The following is a 16907-nucleotide window of genomic DNA, read 5'->3' on the forward strand; positions in this document are numbered from 1 at the left end:
TTCCACTGTCGGATTGCTAGGCCCGGACGTCCGTTGGAGATTGTTCCGAACGCTGGGCAAAACTGCCGCGCGTCCGGTTGGCGAAAGCCACCAGCGACAGCATCACCGGCACCTCGACCAGAACACCCACCACCGTGGCCAGAGCCGCCCCCGAATTCAGGCCGAACAGGCTGATGGCGACGGCCACCGCCAGTTCAAAAAAGTTCGACGTGCCGATCAGTGCGCAGGGCGCCGCAATCCGGTGCGGCACGCGCAGGGCAAAGGCCGCCGCATAAGCCACCGCAAAGATCCCGTAAGACTGGATCAGGATCGGTACGGCGATCAGCGCGATGACCGCGGGCCGGTCCAGTATCACCTGCCCCTGCAGGCCGAACAGGATGACGACGGTCGTGATCAGTCCGACAACGCCCCAAGGCTTGACCCGGTCGCGGAACGCCTCGATCCGCTCGGCCGAGCCCAGCCGGTTGCGCGTCCAGACACCCGCCGCCAAGGGCAGCGCCACGAACAGGACAACCGACAGGACCAGCGTCTGCCACGGAACCGAAATGTCGGTCACGCCCAGCAGGAAAGCCACGATCGGAGCGAAGGCGAAGACCATGACGATGTCATTCACCGACACCTGCAGCAGGGTATAGTTCTCGTCCCCCTTGGTCAGATGCGACCAGACGAACACCATTGCCGTACAGGGCGCGGCACCCAGCAGGATCAGCCCCGCGATGTATTGCTGGGCATCGGCGGGCGCGATCAGGTCGGCGAAGACGTATTCGAAGAACAGCACGCCCAGCGCGGCCATGGTGAAGGGCTTGATCAGCCAGTTGACCACCAGGGTGATCGCCAGCCCCTTGGGTTGTTTTACCACGTCGCGCAGGCTGCTTGGGTCCACCCCCACCATCATCGGATAGACCATGGCCCAGATCAGTACCGCCACCACAAGGTTGACACTGGCCACCTCGGCCGCCGCGATGGCCTGGACCAAACCCGGCGCGAATGAGCCAATGGCGATCCCGGCGGCCATGGCCAGCGCGATCCACAGGGACAGATACCGTTCAAATACGCTCATGCAGAGATCTCCGAAGTTGTCTGGGGCTGCAAGCGCCCCGCCGCCAGGGCGGACAGCGCGACCATGGCGGCCGCCGTCCCCAGCAGCAAGGGCAACCCGCCCCGTTGATAGGTCAGGCCAGACAGCAGCGTACCCAACAGCCGCCCGCCCGCATTGGCCATGTAGTAGAAGCCCACATCCATCGTCACACGCTCGGCCTGGGTGAAGGCCAGGATCAGATAGGAATGCAGCGAGGAATTCACCGCAAAGACCGCGCCAAAGGCCAGCAGGCCACCCACCAGCGTCAGCGTCAGCCACGGCGCGGGTCCAGTGGACATCAGCGCGGCCACCGTCAGGACGGCCGGCACGCAGGCCAGCCCCCAGGCCCAGCTGCGCGCCGCTGCGACCAGATCGGCCTCATCCCGCGCCCCTGCCCGCAGCAGACGCGGGGCGGCGGCCTGAACAATGCCGTACAGAATGATCCACAAGGCCATGAACCCGCCGATCAGAAAAAAGGCCGAGCGGTTGCCCGCTTCGCTGCCATCCGACAGCACGGCGTAGAAATAGATCGGGATGCCGACAACAAACCAGACGTCGCGCGCACCGAACAGGAAGACCCGCGCCGCGGACAGCCAGTTCACATTGGCCGATTTTGAGAAGACCTCGGAAAATTTCGCACCTTTGCGGCCTTTGGGCAGCCCCGGCGGCATCGCCAGCAGCACCGCCACCAGGATCAGGAACAAGACCCCCGCCATGCCCAGCACGGCGCCGGTAAAGCCGAACCCGGCCAACAAGGCCGCCCCCAGCAGAAACCCCAGCCCCTTCACCGCATTCTTCGACCCGGTCAGCACCGCGACCCAGCGGAACAGCCCTCCGTCTTCGGCGGGGGCCAACAGCTTGACCGCCGATTTCGACGACATCTTGGTCAGGTCCTTGGCCACCCCGCTGGCGCCCTGCACGACCATCACGAAGGCGACAGACACACCGATGGTCCAGCCCGGATCCAACTGCGCCAACGCCAGCAATGCCAGCACCTGTATCGTCAGCCCCGCATACAGGGTCGCGGTCAGCCCGAACCGCGCGGCGATCCACCCGGCGGCCAGATTGGTGACCATCCCGGCGATCTCGTACAGCACGAACAGATAGGCCAGCTGAACCGGTGAAAAGCCCAGCGTGTGAAAATGCAGCAGCACCAGCATCCGCAGGGCGCCGTCGGTCAGCATGAAGGCCCAATAGGCAGCCGTGACGGCCATATAGGCCGACAACCCGTCCGGACGCTGGGAAGCGCTTGTCAAAGCGATGCCCCGACCATCATCGCGACATCCACCAGACGGTGCGCGTAGCCCATCTCGTTGTCGTACCAAGCATAGACCTTTACCTGCGTTCCGTTCACCACCATGGTCGACGGTGCATCCACGATGCTGGACCGGGTGTCATTGGTATAGTCGGTCGAGACCAGAGGACGCTCCTCATAGCCCAGAATGCCGGCCAGAGGCCCCTCGGCCGCGGCCTTGAACATGACGTTCACCTCTTCGGCCGTCGTTTCGCGTTCGACCTCGAACACGTAATCGGTCAGCGAGGCATTCAGCAGCGGCACCCGCACCGCATGCCCGTTCAGCCGCCCCGTCAGCTCGGGATAGATCAGGGTGATCGCCGTGGCGCTGCCAGTGGTCGTGGGGATCAGCGAGTTCAGCGCCGAGCGCGCACGGCGCAGGTCCTTGGCCGGACGGTCCACGATCGTCTGCGTGTTGGTCACGTCATGAATCGTGGTGATCGAGCCGTGCCGGATGCCCAGGCTCTCGTGGATCACCTTGACCACCGGGGCCAGGCAGTTCGTGGTGCAACTGGCCGCGGTCACGATGCGGTGGCGCGCCGGATCATAGGTGCCCTCGTTCACGCCGAAGACGATATTGGCCGCATCACCATCCTTGACCGGCGCCGAGACCACCACTTTCTTCACTCCGGCGTCAAAGTATGGGGCCAGCTTGGCCTCGGTTTTGAAGACCCCGGTGCAGTCGATGACGACGTCGACGCCTTCAAGCGGCAGATCAGACAGGTTGCGGGTTCCGATGAAGGGCAACCGAACGCCGTCGATGGTGACCGAGCTTTCATCATGGCGAAACTCGGCGTCCCAGCGGCCATGCACGGTGTCGAACTCCAGAAGATGCGCGTGCATCGCGGGGTCCCCCACCGCGTCGTTGATCCAGGCGATCTGCGCGCCTTTCTCAAGCAGGGGTTTCAGGGCCAGCTTGCCGATGCGGCCAAGGCCGTTGAGAGCATAGACGGTCATGCGATTTCTCCGGTATGGATCTGGCCGATGTCATCCACGGCCTTCTGAAGGGACATGCGGTCAAGGGTTTCGAACGGCAGCGAGGAAAAGGTCAGGATCCGGTTGCGCAACGCGCCGTAGGCCTGCTGGAAGGCAAGGCTTTTTTGGGCCTCTGTCCCCTCGGCCTTCACCGGATCGGGCATACCCCAATGCGCGCTGATCGGCTGCCCGGGCCAGGCGGGGCAATCTTCGTTCGCAGCCTGATTGCATACGGTGAACACGAAATCGAATTTCGGCGCGCCCGGGGCCTGGAACTCGCCTACATTCTTGGCGCGCAGGTCCGAGATGTCGTGCCCATTCTGCCGCAGCACCTCAAGCGCCGCTGGGTTCAACTGGGACTGAGGACGTGTACCGGCGGAAAACACGTGGAACCGGTCGCCGCCAAGCTGCTTCAAAAGGGCCTCGGCGAAAATCGAGCGCGCGGAATTCCCGGTGCATATGAACAAAACGTTGTAGGTACGCGCGGCATTGGCCGCATGCGCGTCAACGCCGTTGAGCGGACTGGGCGCGCAGAGTTCCGGGCGCCCACGGCAGCAATCCAGCAGAAGATAATCGAACGTCTCCCGCACGGCGTCCATATCCACCGAGTAGCGTAAGGACGTCCCGACCCTTTCCTGCGTCACAAGTCCCGCCTGCATCAGCGCATTCACGTAGTTGGACAGCGTATTCGGCTTGAGGTCCAACGCGATGGCAATCTCGGTCGCGGGTATGCGATCGGGATACCGGCGCATCAACAACCGAAAAACGGCCAACCGAGACGGATGACCCAAGGTGGACAGGCGGTCGGGAATCACTCTTTCCATAGTTCATGGATATTCGAATTAACGGCGAAATCAAGTGCCCGTTTTTGGCGCGTTGAAACCGCTCGCAAGAATTCGCGATTAGCCACAATGCCGCCCCTCGCCCAAAACGGAACGACGGGTGAATTGACAAGGAAGAAAATGGTGCGGCCGAGAAGACTCGAACTTCCACGGGTGTTACCCCACAGCGACCTCAACGCTGCGCGTCTACCAATTCCGCCACGGCCGCACTGCCTGTGACTTGGTAGGCGGCGTATAGACGCTTGGCAAAAGGATGTGAAGAGGCAAAAGCAACCGCATTGGAATTCCCGGCCCGCAACCATATCTGTGGGGTCATGAAACCCGATGCCACATTGCAGCAGGAGCATACGATGCCCACCCCCGATCCTCGCCCCGTCATCCAAGTCGACATCGTATCCGATGTCGTATGCCCGTGGTGCATCGTCGGGTTTCGTCAGCTTGATATGGCGCTGGAGCAGGAGAACGTGCTGGCGCAGCTCCGGTGGCACCCATTCGAACTGAACCCCACTATGGGGCCGGACGGCCAGAACCTGCGAGAGCACATCATGGAGAAGTACAGCTCGACCGCCGAGCAGAGCCAGCAGGCCCGAGACCGCTTGACCGCGCTGGGTGCAGATTTGAGCTTCACGTTCAATTTCAATGATGACAGCCGGATAGTGAACACCTTTGCTGCGCATCAACTTCTGGACTGGGCCGAAACGCAAGGCAGGCAACACCCGCTGAAGCTGGCCTTGTTCAAGGCCTATTTCACAGATCAGCGGGATGTTTCGAAAGTTGAGGTGTTGCTGGATGCCGCTCAGACGGCTGGCCTCGACCCAGACGCCGCCCGCGCGGCGTTGGAATCGGGCACGCATGCAGACCCGGTAAGGCAAAAGCAACAATTCTGGACCAGCCGAGGCATCACCGGAGTTCCGGCAATGGTTTTTGGCGGCAAGTACCTGCTGACGGGTGCGCAGGGCACCGAGACTTACGCTCAGGTCCTGCAGCGATGCCTGGCCGAGGCCGCCTAAACTCTTTCGCTCTGACTGCAGGACGGCTATGAGGCGCGCATGGAATGGAAGATCACCGACGGACTGACAGACTATGACACCGCCGTCGCCTTCATGGAGGCGCGGGTGGCCGAGATTGCGGCCGGAACTGCGGACGAGTGCATCTGGTTCTTGGAGCATCCGCCGCTTTATACGGCCGGAACATCGGCCAAACCCCAAGATCTGACCGACCCGGATCGATTTCCGGTCTATGCCAGCAAGCGCGGGGGCGAATACACCTATCACGGACCCGGCCAGCGGGTCGTTTATGTCATGCTGGATGTCGGAAAACGCGGCCATGATGTCCGCCGCTTTGTCAAACAGCTGGAAACCTGGGTGATCTCGGCACTGGCCGAGTTCAACGTCCACGGAGAAATCCGCGAAGGCCGTGTCGGTGTGTGGGTGCCGCGCAAGGACAAGCCGCTGACCGTCAGTGGCGAACCGGCCGAGGACAAGATCGCTGCGATCGGCATCCGCTTGCGGAAATGGATCAGCTTCCACGGCATCTCGATAAACGTGGAACCGGACCTGGAGCATTTTTCGGGCATCGTTCCCTGCGGCATCCGGGAGTTCGGCGTGACTTCGTTGGTGGATCTGGGATTGCCGGTGACAATGGCCGATGTCGATGTGGCTCTGCGCAAAACCTTTACTGAGGCTTTCGGCCCCGAGGCGGCCTGACCCCCTCGCATCGACCATGGTCTCGAATCGCAGAATCTGACCCTGCGGAACGACAATCCTCGATGCAGGGTTCCTCTGTTTCTCAATATGGTCGCAAATTTCCGAAGATTGCCGCGAATTGCCTTAAAATTTAGGGAATCTCCTTCTTCCTTCCACACAACAGCCGCAGTTTGAGGTATCATGAATATACCGTTCAAGAGTGAGTGGTATGTTAACCGGTGATCGCGGCCAGCCCGCGAAAATCGATCAAGTGTTTGGTTACGAGTCTGCCGTTCCGACCCCATATCGGAACGGCAATTCTCGTTTTTGGGGCCTCAGTTTTCGCCTGATTGGTCCGCGGCATGGCCGAACCGCATGGTCTTTGGGCAGGACCGAGCGGCCATTTCCACCTCAAGCGTCAGGTGGCCGATCCCAAAACTGTCGCGCATTGCCTGTTTCACCAGACCGCGCACCTGTTCAGCCTGCGACCAGGCGCAGTCTTCGACCACCAGATGCGCGGTAAGAGCGGGCTGGTTTTCCTGCATGCTCCACAAGTGGACATGGTGAACCTCGCGCACGCCGTCCGTTGCCTCAATGGCCGAAGCGACCTCCTCGGGGTCCAGATCGGGCGGCGCGCCAAGCATGAGAACACGGATCGTTCCTCCGATTTCGCTTTGGACATGCCAAAGGATGTACAGCGAAATCAGAATGGTGACGGCCGGGTCGACCCAGGTCCAGTTGAACAGGATCACAGCCACCCCGGCCACGATCACTGCAACCGATCCCAGCGCATCAGCAACGTTGTGCAAAAAAGCCGCGCGGATATTCATGCTGGTTTTGGCCATGCTATAGGTCAAAAGCGCGGTGATCAGATCCACCACCAACGCCAGCATGGCTATCCAGACTAGAAGCCAGCCGTCAATCGGCTCGGGCTGAAAGAACCGGGCAACCCCTTCGTACATCAGGTACGCGGCGATGACGATCAGTGTGGTATAGTTGACCAGCGCCGCGACCACTTCGGCCCGACCGTATCCGAAGCTCATGCGCGGGTCGGCTGGGCGTCGCGCGATCTTGCGGGCAAAGAACGCGATGATCAGTGCAATCGCGTCGGAAAAATTGTGCAGCGCGTCAGCGATGAGCGCCAGCGACCCCGAAAAGATTCCGCCGACCACCTGTGCCAGCGTCAGAAACATGTTGACCGCGATGGCCCATGCCACCCGCGCGTCTCCGGCATCGGCGTCGATTTGGGCGTGGTGTTTGTGTCCGGCGTGGGAATGATCATGCGCCATGATGTCGTGTCCTTGTCTGGGTCATGGTCCATACCTAATTCCTCTAGTGACTAGAGGTTCAAGGGGGATTGCGGAAAATGTTCTCGATCGGGGATTTGTCACGGCGCACAGGCGTCAAAGTCGCCACGATCCGGTTTTACGAAGAAAGGGGCCTGCTGCCACCGCCGGAACGGAGCGCTGGCAACCAAAGGCGCTATGACCGCGCCGCGCTCGAGCGGCTGCACTTTGTCAAACACATGCGCGATCTTGGACTGCCACTGGCCGATGTCGAGGCCCTGCTGTCATTGGAAGGCGCCCAAGGCGCCGATCTGAACCGGGCACACGAAATCGCCGAGCGGCAACTGGCGGACCTGCAGGATCGGATTGCAAAGCTGCGCCGGCTCGAGACCGAGCTTGCCCGGATCGCGGCCGCCTGCGACGGGCAGCACGACCACGTCTGCTCAGTCTTGCAGGCGTTTGGGGATCACGATGCCTGTTCAGGGACGCATCAGGCGCCTCCACCCGTCACGCCAGCGCAGCCCTGATGCGCTCGGCGTGTTTGGCGATCTCGTCGAAATCGCCCATCTTTCCGGGCGGGCGCAGAGAGACGCCCTCGTGCCGGGGCAGGACATGGAAATGCAGGTGAAACACCTCCTGCCCTCCGGCCGCCTCGTTGAACTGCTGGATGGTCACCCCTTCGGCGTCAAAGGCGCGCATGACCGCACGCGCCAGTTTCTGAACCGTGGTCATGACTGCGGCCAATTGCTCGGGTGTGGCATCCAGCATGTTGCGGCAAGGCGTTTTCGGGATCACCAGAAGGTGCCCGTCCGCACGCGGCATGATATCCATGAAAGCCAGCGTGTCCTCATCCTCGTAGACGCGGGTCGAGGGGATCTCGCCCCGCAGGATCTTGGCAAAGATGTTTTCGGGATCATAAGCGGTCATGGTGGGTCTCCGACAAAGGGGCTGCGTGCTGTTCTGCGGCCAAGCCCGCAGCGGGTCAAGGCGTGATTCCGCCCTTGGACAGCCCCTGTCCTTGCAATTCGCCCGATCATCCCCAGATACCGGTCATCCAAGGCCGATATCGCGCGGGTGTCCTCCTGCCCCGCGACAATTATTCTTGATCCAGATCAAACTCGGCCATTGAAGGCCGCCCCCTTGCATTCTAAAACCAGCAGGAATCCCGCGCGCCGGAGAGGTCCGGCTGCGCGGTCTATTTGCAACAGGAGGCACCTAAATGGCAGACGCAGCCATTCATGGTCACGATCATGAAGACCAGCGCGGGTTCTTTACCCGGTGGTTCATGTCGACCAACCACAAGGATATCGGGATCCTTTACCTGATCTTCTCGGCCTTTGCCGGGTTCATCTCGGTCGCGATGACCATCTACATGCGGCTTGAACTGATGCATCCGGGCGTTCAGTACATGTGCCTGGAAGGCTTCATGGCCGACCCCTGCACGCCCAACGGACACCTTTGGAACGTGATGATCACCTATCACGGTGTCCTGATGATGTTCTTTGTGGTCATTCCCGCCCTGTTCGGCGGTTTTGGCAACTATTTCATGCCGTTGCAGATCGGTGCGCCGGACATGGCGTTCCCGCGGATGAACAACCTGTCCTTCTGGCTGTATGTCGCCGGCACCTCGCTGGGCATCGCGTCGCTGCTGGCCCCCGGCGGCAACGATCAGGCCGGCTCGGGCGTGGGCTGGGTTCTGTACCCGCCGCTGTCGACGACCGAAGGCGGCATGTCCATGGACTTGGCGATCTTTGCCGTGCACGTATCGGGCGCCTCCTCGATCCTCGGCGCGATCAACATGATCACCACCTTCCTGAACATGCGTGCCCCGGGCATGACCCTGTTCAAGGTGCCGCTGTTCAGCTGGTCGATCTTCGTCACCTCGTGGCTGATTCTGCTGTCGCTGCCGGTTCTGGCGGGCGCGATCACCATGCTGCTGATGGACCGCAATTTCGGCTTCACCTTCTTTGATCCGGCCGGTGGCGGTGACCCGATCCTGTACCAGCATATCCTGTGGTTCTTCGGACACCCCGAAGTGTACATCGTGATCCTGCCAGGCTTCGGCATCATCAGCCACGTGATCGCCACTTTCTCGCGCAAGCCGATCTTTGGCTATCTGCCGATGGTCTGGGCGATCATCGCAATCGGCGCGCTGGGCTTTGTCGTGTGGGCACACCACATGTACACCGTCGGCATGTCGCTGCGCCAGCAGGCCTACTTCATGCTGGCCACGATGGTCATCGCGGTTCCGACGGGGGTCAAGGTGTTCTCGTGGATCGCCACCATGTGGGGCGGCTCGATCGAGTTCAAGACGCCGATGCTGTTCGCCTTCGGCTTCCTGTTCCTGTTCACCGTCGGCGGTGTGACCGGTGTGGTTCTGTCGCAGGCCGGTATCGACCGTGCCTACCACGACACCTACTATGTCGTCGCGCACTTCCACTACGTGATGAGCCTGGGCGCAGTCTTCGCAATCTTTGCAGGCGTGTACTTCTACTTCTCGAAGATGACGGGCCGGCAGTACTCGGAGTTCTGGGGCAAGGTGCACTTCTGGATGTTCTTCATCGGTGCAAACCTGACCTTCTTCCCGCAGCACTTCCTGGGCCGTCAGGGCATGCCGCGCCGGTATATCGACTATCCCGAAGCCTTCGCTCAGTGGAACTTCGTGTCTTCGATCGGTGCGTTCGTCTCGTTCGCTTCGTTTCTGCTGTTCTTCGGGATCGTGTTCTACGCCCTGTTCCGTGGCGCCAAGGAAACACGCCCGAACCCGTGGAACGAATACGCGGATACGCTGGAATGGACCCTGCCCTCGCCGCCGCCCGAACACACGTTCGAGCAGCTGCCCAAGCAGGAAGACTGGGACAAGGGCCACGCGCATTGATCCCTTCCCGAAAACAGGAAACCCCGCCTTCACGGCGGGGTTTTTCTTTTTCTGTTCGCGCTCTACCGGCCATCGCATTCCGCGGGCGGTCGCAATATCGTTGAAAATCGGGTATCCTTGGCGCGCCGAATGTCCGGCCAATCTCCGAGGTCACCATGCCCGATATTGATTTCTGGTACTCCATCGGCAGCACTTACAGTTTCCTGACCATCATGCGTCTGGACGACTGGTGCGCAGAACATCAGGCGCAGGTTAACTGGCGCCCTTTCGACGTGCGCGCGGTCATGTCTGAACAGAAGAACATTCCGTTTGCGGGCAAACCCGTCAAGTCGGCGTACATGTGGCGCGACATCGAACGCCGCGCAGCCAAGTACCATATCCACGCCAAGCTGCCGGCCCCCTATCCGATTTCGAACCTCGAATTGGCCAACCAGGTCGCGCTGCAGGGAATCCGGGAAGGATGGGGCAAGAGCTTTACCCAAAACCTTTACAGGATCTGGTTTGAGGACGGTATCGAAGCCGGCAGTGAAAACGCCATGTCCGAAGCTCTGTTCCGCTGCCAGCTGGACCCGTTGCCAGTCCTAGCCCGCGCGCGCAGCCCCGAAATCGAAACCGCGTTGAAAACTGAAACCGAAACGGCGGTGGGCCTCGGCGTATTCGGCGCGCCCAGCTTTGTCACGCGAGGCGAAGTGTTCTGGGGCGACGACCGGCTTGAGGACGCGTTGTCCTGGGCAAGGGTCGGACACGTCGTTTGAAATTGGCAATCGACACCGGATCAGCAGGCGCTATTTTTGCAATATGCCCTACCATTGGAACGTCAGCTCGAACTCGGAACAGGAATTGCGCCTTTGGCCGCACAATTCCCTGCCACCGCGCGGCGCGATGGCCGTCGTGCTATCGGTTTTCCTGTTTGGACTAATACCCCTGCTTGCAGTTCTGGGATCGGTGCTGCTGTGGGGGCTTTTGCCGTTCCTTCTGTTGACGGTGGCGGGCCTATGGCTTGCGATCCAGTCAAACTATCGGTCCCGAAACGTGTTTGAGGTACTGACCCTTACCGGAACCCAAGCACGCCTGATCCATCACAGCGCCCGGACCGGCCAGCAGGAATGGAGTTGCAATCGATACTGGGCCCGTCCGGAAATGCACAAGGCCGGCGGACCCGTCCCGAATTATGTGACCCTGTCGGGTGAAGGTCGGGTGGTCGAGATTGGCGCGTTCCTCTCAGAGGAGGAACGCATTGCCTTGTATGATGATCTGGTAAAACGGCTGCGCGAACCGGCACCCGAATAAAGTGCGTCAGCAGTCGCCGTTCGACGCGGCGCACAGGTGGTCTTTGACCAGCGGCCCCACCTTTCCAAAGTCCATCTGGCCTGTGTAGTTGGCCTTGAGCTCGCCCATGACCTTGCCCATGTCCCGGATCGACCCGGCACCGGTCGCGGTGATCGCCGTCTGGATGGCCTTTGCGACCTCATCATCATCCAACTGCTTGGGCAGGAATTCCTCGATGATCTTCACCTCGCGCAGTTCGCGCTCGGCCAGGTCCAAACGACCGCCTTCCTCATAGGCCCGCGCGCTTTCCTTGCGCTGCTTGCTCATTTTCCCAAGAATCTCAAGAACATCCGCGTCATCGCAGCCCTTGGCCTCTTCGTTTCCGGCCGCGCGCAGCGCGATGTCCCGATCCTTGATCGCGGCATTGACCAGCCGCAGCGTCGACAGACGCTCGGCATCCTTGTCCTTCATTGCTTGCTTCAGGGCAGTGGTCACCCGAGTTCGCATATCCATCTGTTCTGTCCATCCCCATGGCAACGGAACCCCGAACATATCTAAACAAAATCCGAGGCACAACAGCAGACAGATAAGGCTAAATCATTGAAAAACAACAATAGCCCAAAATTTGAACAGGGTTGACCCGAGGCACCAACCCCCTTAGTTATGCGCCGATTTACCCGATAGGAGAGTCGCGCCATGGCCCATCAAGCCACGTCCAAGCCCACCGCATGTCTGGCTCTGGCCGACGGAACGCTCTTCTTCGGAACCGGGTTCGGCGCCACGGGGCAAACCAAGGCCGAGCTGTGTTTCAACACCGCGATGACCGGGTATCAGGAAATCATGACCGACCCGTCCTATGCCGGGCAGATCGTGACTTTCACTTTCCCTCATATCGGCAATGTCGGCGTAAATCCCGACGATGACGAAACCGCCGATCCGGTGGCCGCGGGCATGGTGGTCAAGTGGGACCCGACCGAGCCGTCGAACTGGCGCTCGGCCGAGCGGCTGACCGACTGGCTGGCACGCCGTGGCCGGATTGCCATCGGTGGGGTCGATACCCGCCGGCTGACCCGTGCGATCCGCCAGCAAGGCGCTCCGCATGTCGCGCTGGCCCATGACCCGCAGGGCAACTTCGACATCGAAGCCCTGGTAGCAGCGGCGCGTGGTTTCGCCGGTCTGGAGGGCATGGATCTGGCCAAGGATGTGACCTGCGCCCAAAGCTACCGCTGGGACGAGATGCGCTGGGCCTGGCCGGACGGCTACCAGCGTCAGGAAGCGCCGTTGCACAAGGTCGTCGCGCTGGACTACGGCGCAAAACGGAACATCCTGCGTTGCCTGGCCTCGGCCGGTTGTGACGTGACGGTCCTGCCCGCAACCGCAACCGCGGCTGAGGTGCTGGCGCACGACCCCGATGGCGTATTTCTGTCCAACGGTCCCGGAGACCCGGCTGCCACCGGCACTTATGCGGTGCCGATGATCAAGGAAATACTTGAAACCACGGATCTGCCGCTTTTCGGGATCTGCCTTGGTCACCAGATGCTTGCATTGGCTTTGGGCGGCAAGACCATCAAGATGAACCACGGACACCACGGCGCCAACCACCCGGTCAAGGACCTGGAAACCGGCAAGGTCGAGATCACCTCGATGAACCATGGCTTTGCGGTCGACGCCCAATCGTTGCCTGCCGGGGTGGTTGAAACCCACCGGTCGCTGTTCGATGGCTCGAACTGCGGCATCCGCATGTCCGATCGCCCGGTGTATTCGGTTCAGTATCACCCCGAAGCCTCGCCCGGCCCGCAAGACAGCTTTTACCTGTTTGAACGGTTTGCCGCGGCCATGGCAGACCGAAAAGTGCGCGCTTAATCCCGCAGGTTTGCGGACCGCGTCAACGTTAACCCGGAATTAACCTTGATTGAGCAACTCTGACCCGACATCTCGGGCAGGGTTTTCTTATGGTTGAATTGAATTTTCTGGGTCACGGGCCTGCGACCCCGGTTTCCGGCATTGGCCCCCGCAAACCTTTGGGCACTTGCCTGATCGACTTGGGGGTGATCACCCCCGCTCAACTGGATCACGCCCTGAAACTGCAGGAGCGGCAGGACGCTCCTCTGGGCGAAATTCTGGTTGGCGAGCATATGGCCTCGCGCAGCGATGTGTTGTTGGCGCTGGGCCAACAACATGGGCTGCAGATCGCCGATCTGGAAAACACGCCGCCACCCGCTGACCTTTGCGCGCTGCGCCCGATGCAGTTCTGGCTGACGCACAACGCCATTCCGTGGCTGCGAGTCGGACCCGTGCTTTTGGTCGCGACAGCCTACCCAGACCGCTTTGATGAAATAAGGTCCGGGTTGGCAGATTGCGCCCAGACCGTCCTGCCGGTTCTGGCCGCACCCGATAACATCGACCAAGCCATTGCCCGACACTACGCAAAACCTTTGGCCGAGGCGGCGGAAACACGGGCGCCGCTATCGCAAAGCTGCCGCTCATGGACTGCGAGTTCACGTCTCCTGCCTACCCTCTTGGCGCTGGCTGCGCTTGTGGGCTTGGGTCTGCAACCGAATGCCGGGCTATCCCTGCTGTTCTGGGCAGCAGTTTCAACGCTGATCCTGTTCCTGATTCTTCGGCTGGCCGGGTTGATATCGTATCTCTTCCCCAAAAAGGCCGAGAAACCAGACTGTCTGCTTGCGCAACAGCGCCTGCCCTGCGTGTCCATCCTGGTACCGCTGCACAAGGAACGGGAAATCGCTGGTGCGCTGATCCAACGGCTGAAACGCCTGACCTATCCAAAGGCGCTGTTGGACGTGATTCTGGTCTTGGAAGAGCATGATGACGTCACCCGGTCAGCGCTTGCGCAGACCACCCTGCCCAGCTGGATCCGAACGCTGGAGGTGCCCGATCTTGGCAACCTGACCACCAAGCCAAGGGCGATGAACTATGCGCTGGATTTCTGCCGAGGAGAGATTTTGGGCGTCTGGGATGCCGAGGATGCGCCTCTGCCAGACCAAATCGAGACCGTGGTGGAGCAATTCGCCCGCGCGCCCGATGATGTGGTCTGCCTGCAGGGTGTTCTGGACTACTACAACCCGCGCACCAACTGGCGCTCGCGTTGCTTCACCATCGAATACAGCGGTTGGTTCCGCGTGATCCTGCCCGGAATCGCGCGGTTGGGTCTTGTGGTGCCGCTGGGTGGAACGACGTTCTTCTTCCGCAGGGACAAGCTGTTGGAATTGGGAGGCTGGGACGCTCACAACGTGACCGAGGACGCGGATTTGGGGGTTCGGCTCAGCCGCGCGGGCTATCGCACCGAAATAGTGAAAACCGCCACGTATGAAGAGGCCAATTTCCGCGCCTGGCCTTGGGTGAAGCAACGCTCGCGCTGGCTCAAAGGGTTCATGGTCACGTACCTTGTCCACATGCGCTCGCCCCTGGCATTGATGCGCGATCTGGGGATGTGGCGCTTTCTGGGTGTCCAAGCCTTTTTCCTGGGGACGGTCGGACAATTCCTGCTCGCCCCGGTGCTTTGGGTCTTCTGGCTGACCTTTTTGGGGCTGACGAACCCTTTCGAAGCTGTATTGGCACCGCAAATCTTGCACGCCTGTGTCTACCTGTTCCTGACCGCCGAGGCCGCGAACATCCTAGTTGGAGGCTTGGGCGTGGTGGCCGGCGGTCGCCGTTTCCTGCTGCCGTGGGTCCCGACCATGGCACTCTACTACCCCTTGGGCGTGGCAGCAGCCTACAAGGCGCTGTGGGAACTGGCGGTCAGACCGTTCTTCTGGGACAAGACCCAGCACGGGCAGGCCAGCGAAGAAGTGCAGCCAGACGAGGCAGCTATTTCTCGCGCCGGATTGCATCCTGCTTCAGCCGGGTCATGAACGCGACCGAGATATGTTCCTTCAGGGCTCGATCGGCGGCTTCTTCGTCATGAGCCGCGATTGCCTCGACGATCCCCTTATGCTCACTCTGAGCGATCTCACCGCGGCCCTGCGCGGCCAATGAAGTCGTTGCCATCAGAGCCATGGTGCGATGGACAAGGTCCAATTGCTGCACAAGGTAGCGGTTGTGCGACGCAAGGTGGATCTGCTCGTGGAACCGCCGGTTGGCCCGGGACAGCGCCACGGGATCATCCACAAGCGCGTCATCGGCTTCGACCATATCCTGCAGGACTTTGATTTCCTCATCCGTGGCATGGCGCGCGGCCAGTCGGGCCGCCAGCCCTTCCAATTCACGTCGAACGACATACAGCTCGGCCATCTGGTTGTGGTCCAGCGAGGCCACGATCAGCGACCGCCCGTCACGTTCCAACAGCGACTGCGTCTCGAGCCGCTGCAGCGCCTCGCGGATCGGGGTGCGCGACACGCCGAACCGCTCGGCCAATTCGCTTTCCACCAGCCGGTCGCCGGGTTTGTACACCCCCACGTCGATCGCTTCGAGGATCAAGCTGTAGGCATCGGTCTGGGGCTGTCGGGACTGGTTCATTTGGTCGGGTCTCTCCTCGTTCGGACCTGTCTATCCGGGCCATGGGTCTGCAATCAAGTGCGCCATTGAAAACCCGGTGGCCGCGGCCTAAACCCAAGCCTATGGTCAAGCCTGCATTTTCACATGTCACCCAATGGGTGTTCGATCTGGACAATACCCTGTATCCGCCACAGATGCGCCTGTTCGACCAGATCGAGGTGCTGATGACCGAATACGTGGTCGAAGCCCTGCGCGTCGACCGGGTCGAGGCCGACCGGCTGCGCCAGCACTATTGGCGCGAACACGGCACCACGCTGGCCGGGCTGATGGCCGAACATGACCTGGACCCCGAGCCCTATCTGCACGCGGTTCATCAGGTCGACCTGAGCCACATGGAGCCCGACCCTGCGCTGGCCGCGCATATCCGGGCTCTGCCGGGGCGGCGCATCGTCTACACCAACGGCAGCGCGCCCTATGCCGAGCGGGTTCTGGCCTCACGCGGATTGGACGGGCTGTTCGACGCGATCTATGGGGTCGAACATGCGGGGTATCGGCCCAAACCGGACAAGGCCGCGTTTGAAACGGTCTTTTCCCGCGACGGCATCCACCCCGACCGCGCCGCGATGTTCGAAGACGAGCCTCGCAACCTGAAGGCCCCGCATGACATGGGCATGCGTACGGTGCATGTTGCCCCCGATCCTCATGAGGCGGATCACATCCACCACCACACCGATGACCTGACCGCCTTTCTCGCCCGCCTGATCTGAACCACCCGAGACTGCGACGAAATGCGCCTGCGCGCAGCCTGAAACTGCGACGATCCGCGCATTCTGCGGGTGCAAAGTCGTTCCTACATCAGGCTCAGCGACGAACAGAACTGGAGACCCCGATGACCGCGATCGAGATGCCCGGCCGCCTGCCCTTTTGGCAGCGCCTGCTTTTTGCAATTCCCCTGTTTGGCTGGCTGGCCCGCGATGCGGCCAATGGCAAGCCCGAGGATCTCGGCTATACCGTTGCGGCGCTGGTCAGCATGTGGGGCTGTTCGGCCCTGTTGTTCGGCCTGCCGGGCCTGTATCTGCCGGCCCTGGCGATGGTGCCGGTGATGTTCCTGATTCTGGTCCTGATTTCACGCGGCTAGACCACGG

18 protein-coding genes and 1 tRNA gene are annotated in these 16907 nt (G+C 61.2%); 10 read left to right on the plus strand and 9 right to left on the minus strand.

The genetic code is table 11. The features are described from left to right. Positions 1 to 16: 16 nt before the first annotated feature. From arsB to ACR0JC_RS04840, 5 genes are all read right to left on the minus strand, one after another. On the minus strand, positions 17 to 1060 hold the full coding sequence (gene arsB, locus ACR0JC_RS04820; protein WP_170338431.1) for an ACR3 family arsenite efflux transporter: 1044 nt from the start codon (positions 1058 to 1060) through the stop codon (positions 17 to 19). Further along, positions 1057 to 2334: an organoarsenical effux MFS transporter ArsJ gene (arsJ, locus tag ACR0JC_RS04825; protein WP_254430698.1), complete on the minus strand. Its 1278-nt coding sequence runs from the start codon at positions 2332 to 2334 to the stop codon at positions 1057 to 1059. Before arsJ ends, arsB begins: the two co-directional genes overlap by 4 nt. Beyond that, entirely contained in the window at positions 2331 to 3329 is a 999-nt protein-coding gene (locus tag ACR0JC_RS04830; RefSeq protein WP_170338429.1) for an ArsJ-associated glyceraldehyde-3-phosphate dehydrogenase, read from the minus strand. Before ACR0JC_RS04830 ends, arsJ begins: the two co-directional genes overlap by 4 nt. Then, entirely contained in the window at positions 3326 to 4171 is an 846-nt protein-coding gene (locus ACR0JC_RS04835; protein WP_170338427.1) for an arsenate reductase/protein-tyrosine-phosphatase family protein, read from the minus strand. The genes ACR0JC_RS04830 and ACR0JC_RS04835 overlap by 4 nt, the downstream gene beginning before the upstream one ends. 139 nt (positions 4172 to 4310) lie before the next feature. After that, positions 4311 to 4397, minus strand: a tRNA-Leu gene (locus ACR0JC_RS04840). Positions 4398 to 4539: 142 nt separating this feature from the next. Here ACR0JC_RS04840 and ACR0JC_RS04845 point away from each other — a divergent pair. Further along, positions 4540 to 5199, plus strand: coding sequence for a DsbA family oxidoreductase (locus ACR0JC_RS04845; protein ID WP_170340018.1), 660 nt, complete (start codon positions 4540 to 4542; stop codon positions 5197 to 5199). 39 nt (positions 5200 to 5238) lie between these two features. Next, positions 5239 to 5895, plus strand: coding sequence for a lipoyl(octanoyl) transferase LipB (gene lipB / locus ACR0JC_RS04850; RefSeq protein WP_093962478.1), 657 nt, complete (start codon positions 5239 to 5241; stop codon positions 5893 to 5895). A 314-nt stretch (positions 5896 to 6209) separates the two neighbouring features. Here the strand turns inward: lipB and ACR0JC_RS04855 are convergent, their stop codons facing one another. Further along, positions 6210 to 7163, minus strand: coding sequence for a cation diffusion facilitator family transporter (locus tag ACR0JC_RS04855; RefSeq protein ID WP_170338425.1), 954 nt, complete (start codon positions 7161 to 7163; stop codon positions 6210 to 6212). A 77-nt stretch (positions 7164 to 7240) separates the two neighbouring features. Between ACR0JC_RS04855 and ACR0JC_RS04860 the strand changes: the two genes are divergently transcribed. Next, entirely contained in the window at positions 7241 to 7687 is a 447-nt protein-coding gene (locus ACR0JC_RS04860) for a MerR family transcriptional regulator (RefSeq protein WP_170338422.1), read from the plus strand. On the opposite strand, the gene ACR0JC_RS04865 is transcribed toward ACR0JC_RS04860, so the two are convergent. After that, the gene (locus ACR0JC_RS04865) at positions 7668 to 8087 is read right to left on the minus strand and encodes an HIT family protein (RefSeq protein ID WP_170338421.1); all 420 of its coding nucleotides are present in this window, start codon (positions 8085 to 8087) and stop codon (positions 7668 to 7670) included. The genes ACR0JC_RS04860 and ACR0JC_RS04865 overlap by 20 nt on opposite strands. A gap of 292 nt (positions 8088 to 8379) precedes the next feature. Between ACR0JC_RS04865 and ctaD the strand changes: the two genes are divergently transcribed. The 3 genes from ctaD to ACR0JC_RS04880 all read left to right on the plus strand — a co-directional run bounded on the left by ctaD (position 8380) and on the right by ACR0JC_RS04880 (position 11328). Beyond that, entirely contained in the window at positions 8380 to 10038 is a 1659-nt protein-coding gene (ctaD, locus tag ACR0JC_RS04870) for a cytochrome c oxidase subunit I (RefSeq protein WP_170337942.1), read from the plus strand. Positions 10039 to 10193: 155 nt separating this feature from the next. Next, the gene (locus ACR0JC_RS04875) at positions 10194 to 10793 is read left to right on the plus strand and encodes a 2-hydroxychromene-2-carboxylate isomerase (RefSeq protein ID WP_170338418.1); all 600 of its coding nucleotides are present in this window, start codon (positions 10194 to 10196) and stop codon (positions 10791 to 10793) included. 43 nt (positions 10794 to 10836) lie between these two features. Continuing rightward, on the plus strand, positions 10837 to 11328 hold the full coding sequence (locus ACR0JC_RS04880; protein ID WP_170337938.1) for a DUF2244 domain-containing protein: 492 nt from the start codon (positions 10837 to 10839) through the stop codon (positions 11326 to 11328). A 6-nt stretch (positions 11329 to 11334) separates the two neighbouring features. On the opposite strand, the gene ACR0JC_RS04885 is transcribed toward ACR0JC_RS04880, so the two are convergent. Next, on the minus strand, positions 11335 to 11820 hold the full coding sequence (locus ACR0JC_RS04885) for a GatB/YqeY domain-containing protein (RefSeq protein ID WP_170338416.1): 486 nt from the start codon (positions 11818 to 11820) through the stop codon (positions 11335 to 11337). A gap of 183 nt (positions 11821 to 12003) precedes the next feature. On the opposite strand from ACR0JC_RS04885, the gene carA reads away from it, so the two are divergent. After that, positions 12004 to 13170 carry a glutamine-hydrolyzing carbamoyl-phosphate synthase small subunit gene (gene carA / locus ACR0JC_RS04890; RefSeq protein ID WP_480763373.1) on the plus strand — a complete coding sequence of 389 codons (1167 nt, stop codon included), beginning with the start codon at positions 12004 to 12006 and terminating at the stop codon, positions 13168 to 13170. 89 nt (positions 13171 to 13259) lie between these two features. Continuing rightward, a complete protein-coding gene (locus tag ACR0JC_RS04895; protein ID WP_480763375.1) occupies positions 13260 to 15179 on the plus strand; it encodes a glycosyltransferase family 2 protein in 1920 nt (639 codons plus the stop codon). Here the strand turns inward: ACR0JC_RS04895 and ACR0JC_RS04900 are convergent. Further along, positions 15136 to 15783 (minus strand): GntR family transcriptional regulator, encoded by a 648-nt coding sequence (locus tag ACR0JC_RS04900; RefSeq protein WP_093962488.1) that lies wholly within the window; start codon positions 15781 to 15783, stop codon positions 15136 to 15138. The two genes, ACR0JC_RS04895 and ACR0JC_RS04900, sit on opposite strands and share 44 nt — an antisense overlap. Before the next feature lie 101 nt (positions 15784 to 15884). On the opposite strand from ACR0JC_RS04900, the gene ACR0JC_RS04905 reads away from it, so the two are divergent. Next, positions 15885 to 16529, plus strand: a complete 645-nt coding sequence (locus tag ACR0JC_RS04905) for a pyrimidine 5'-nucleotidase (protein WP_170338409.1) — start codon at positions 15885 to 15887, stop codon at positions 16527 to 16529. Between the two features lie 122 nt (positions 16530 to 16651). Next, positions 16652 to 16900, plus strand: a complete 249-nt coding sequence (locus tag ACR0JC_RS04910; protein ID WP_093962490.1) for a hypothetical protein — start codon at positions 16652 to 16654, stop codon at positions 16898 to 16900. The last annotated feature ends 7 nt before the right edge of the window (positions 16901 to 16907 follow it).

The sequence above is a fragment of the Ruegeria sp. CH5 genome, from assembly GCF_056537025.1.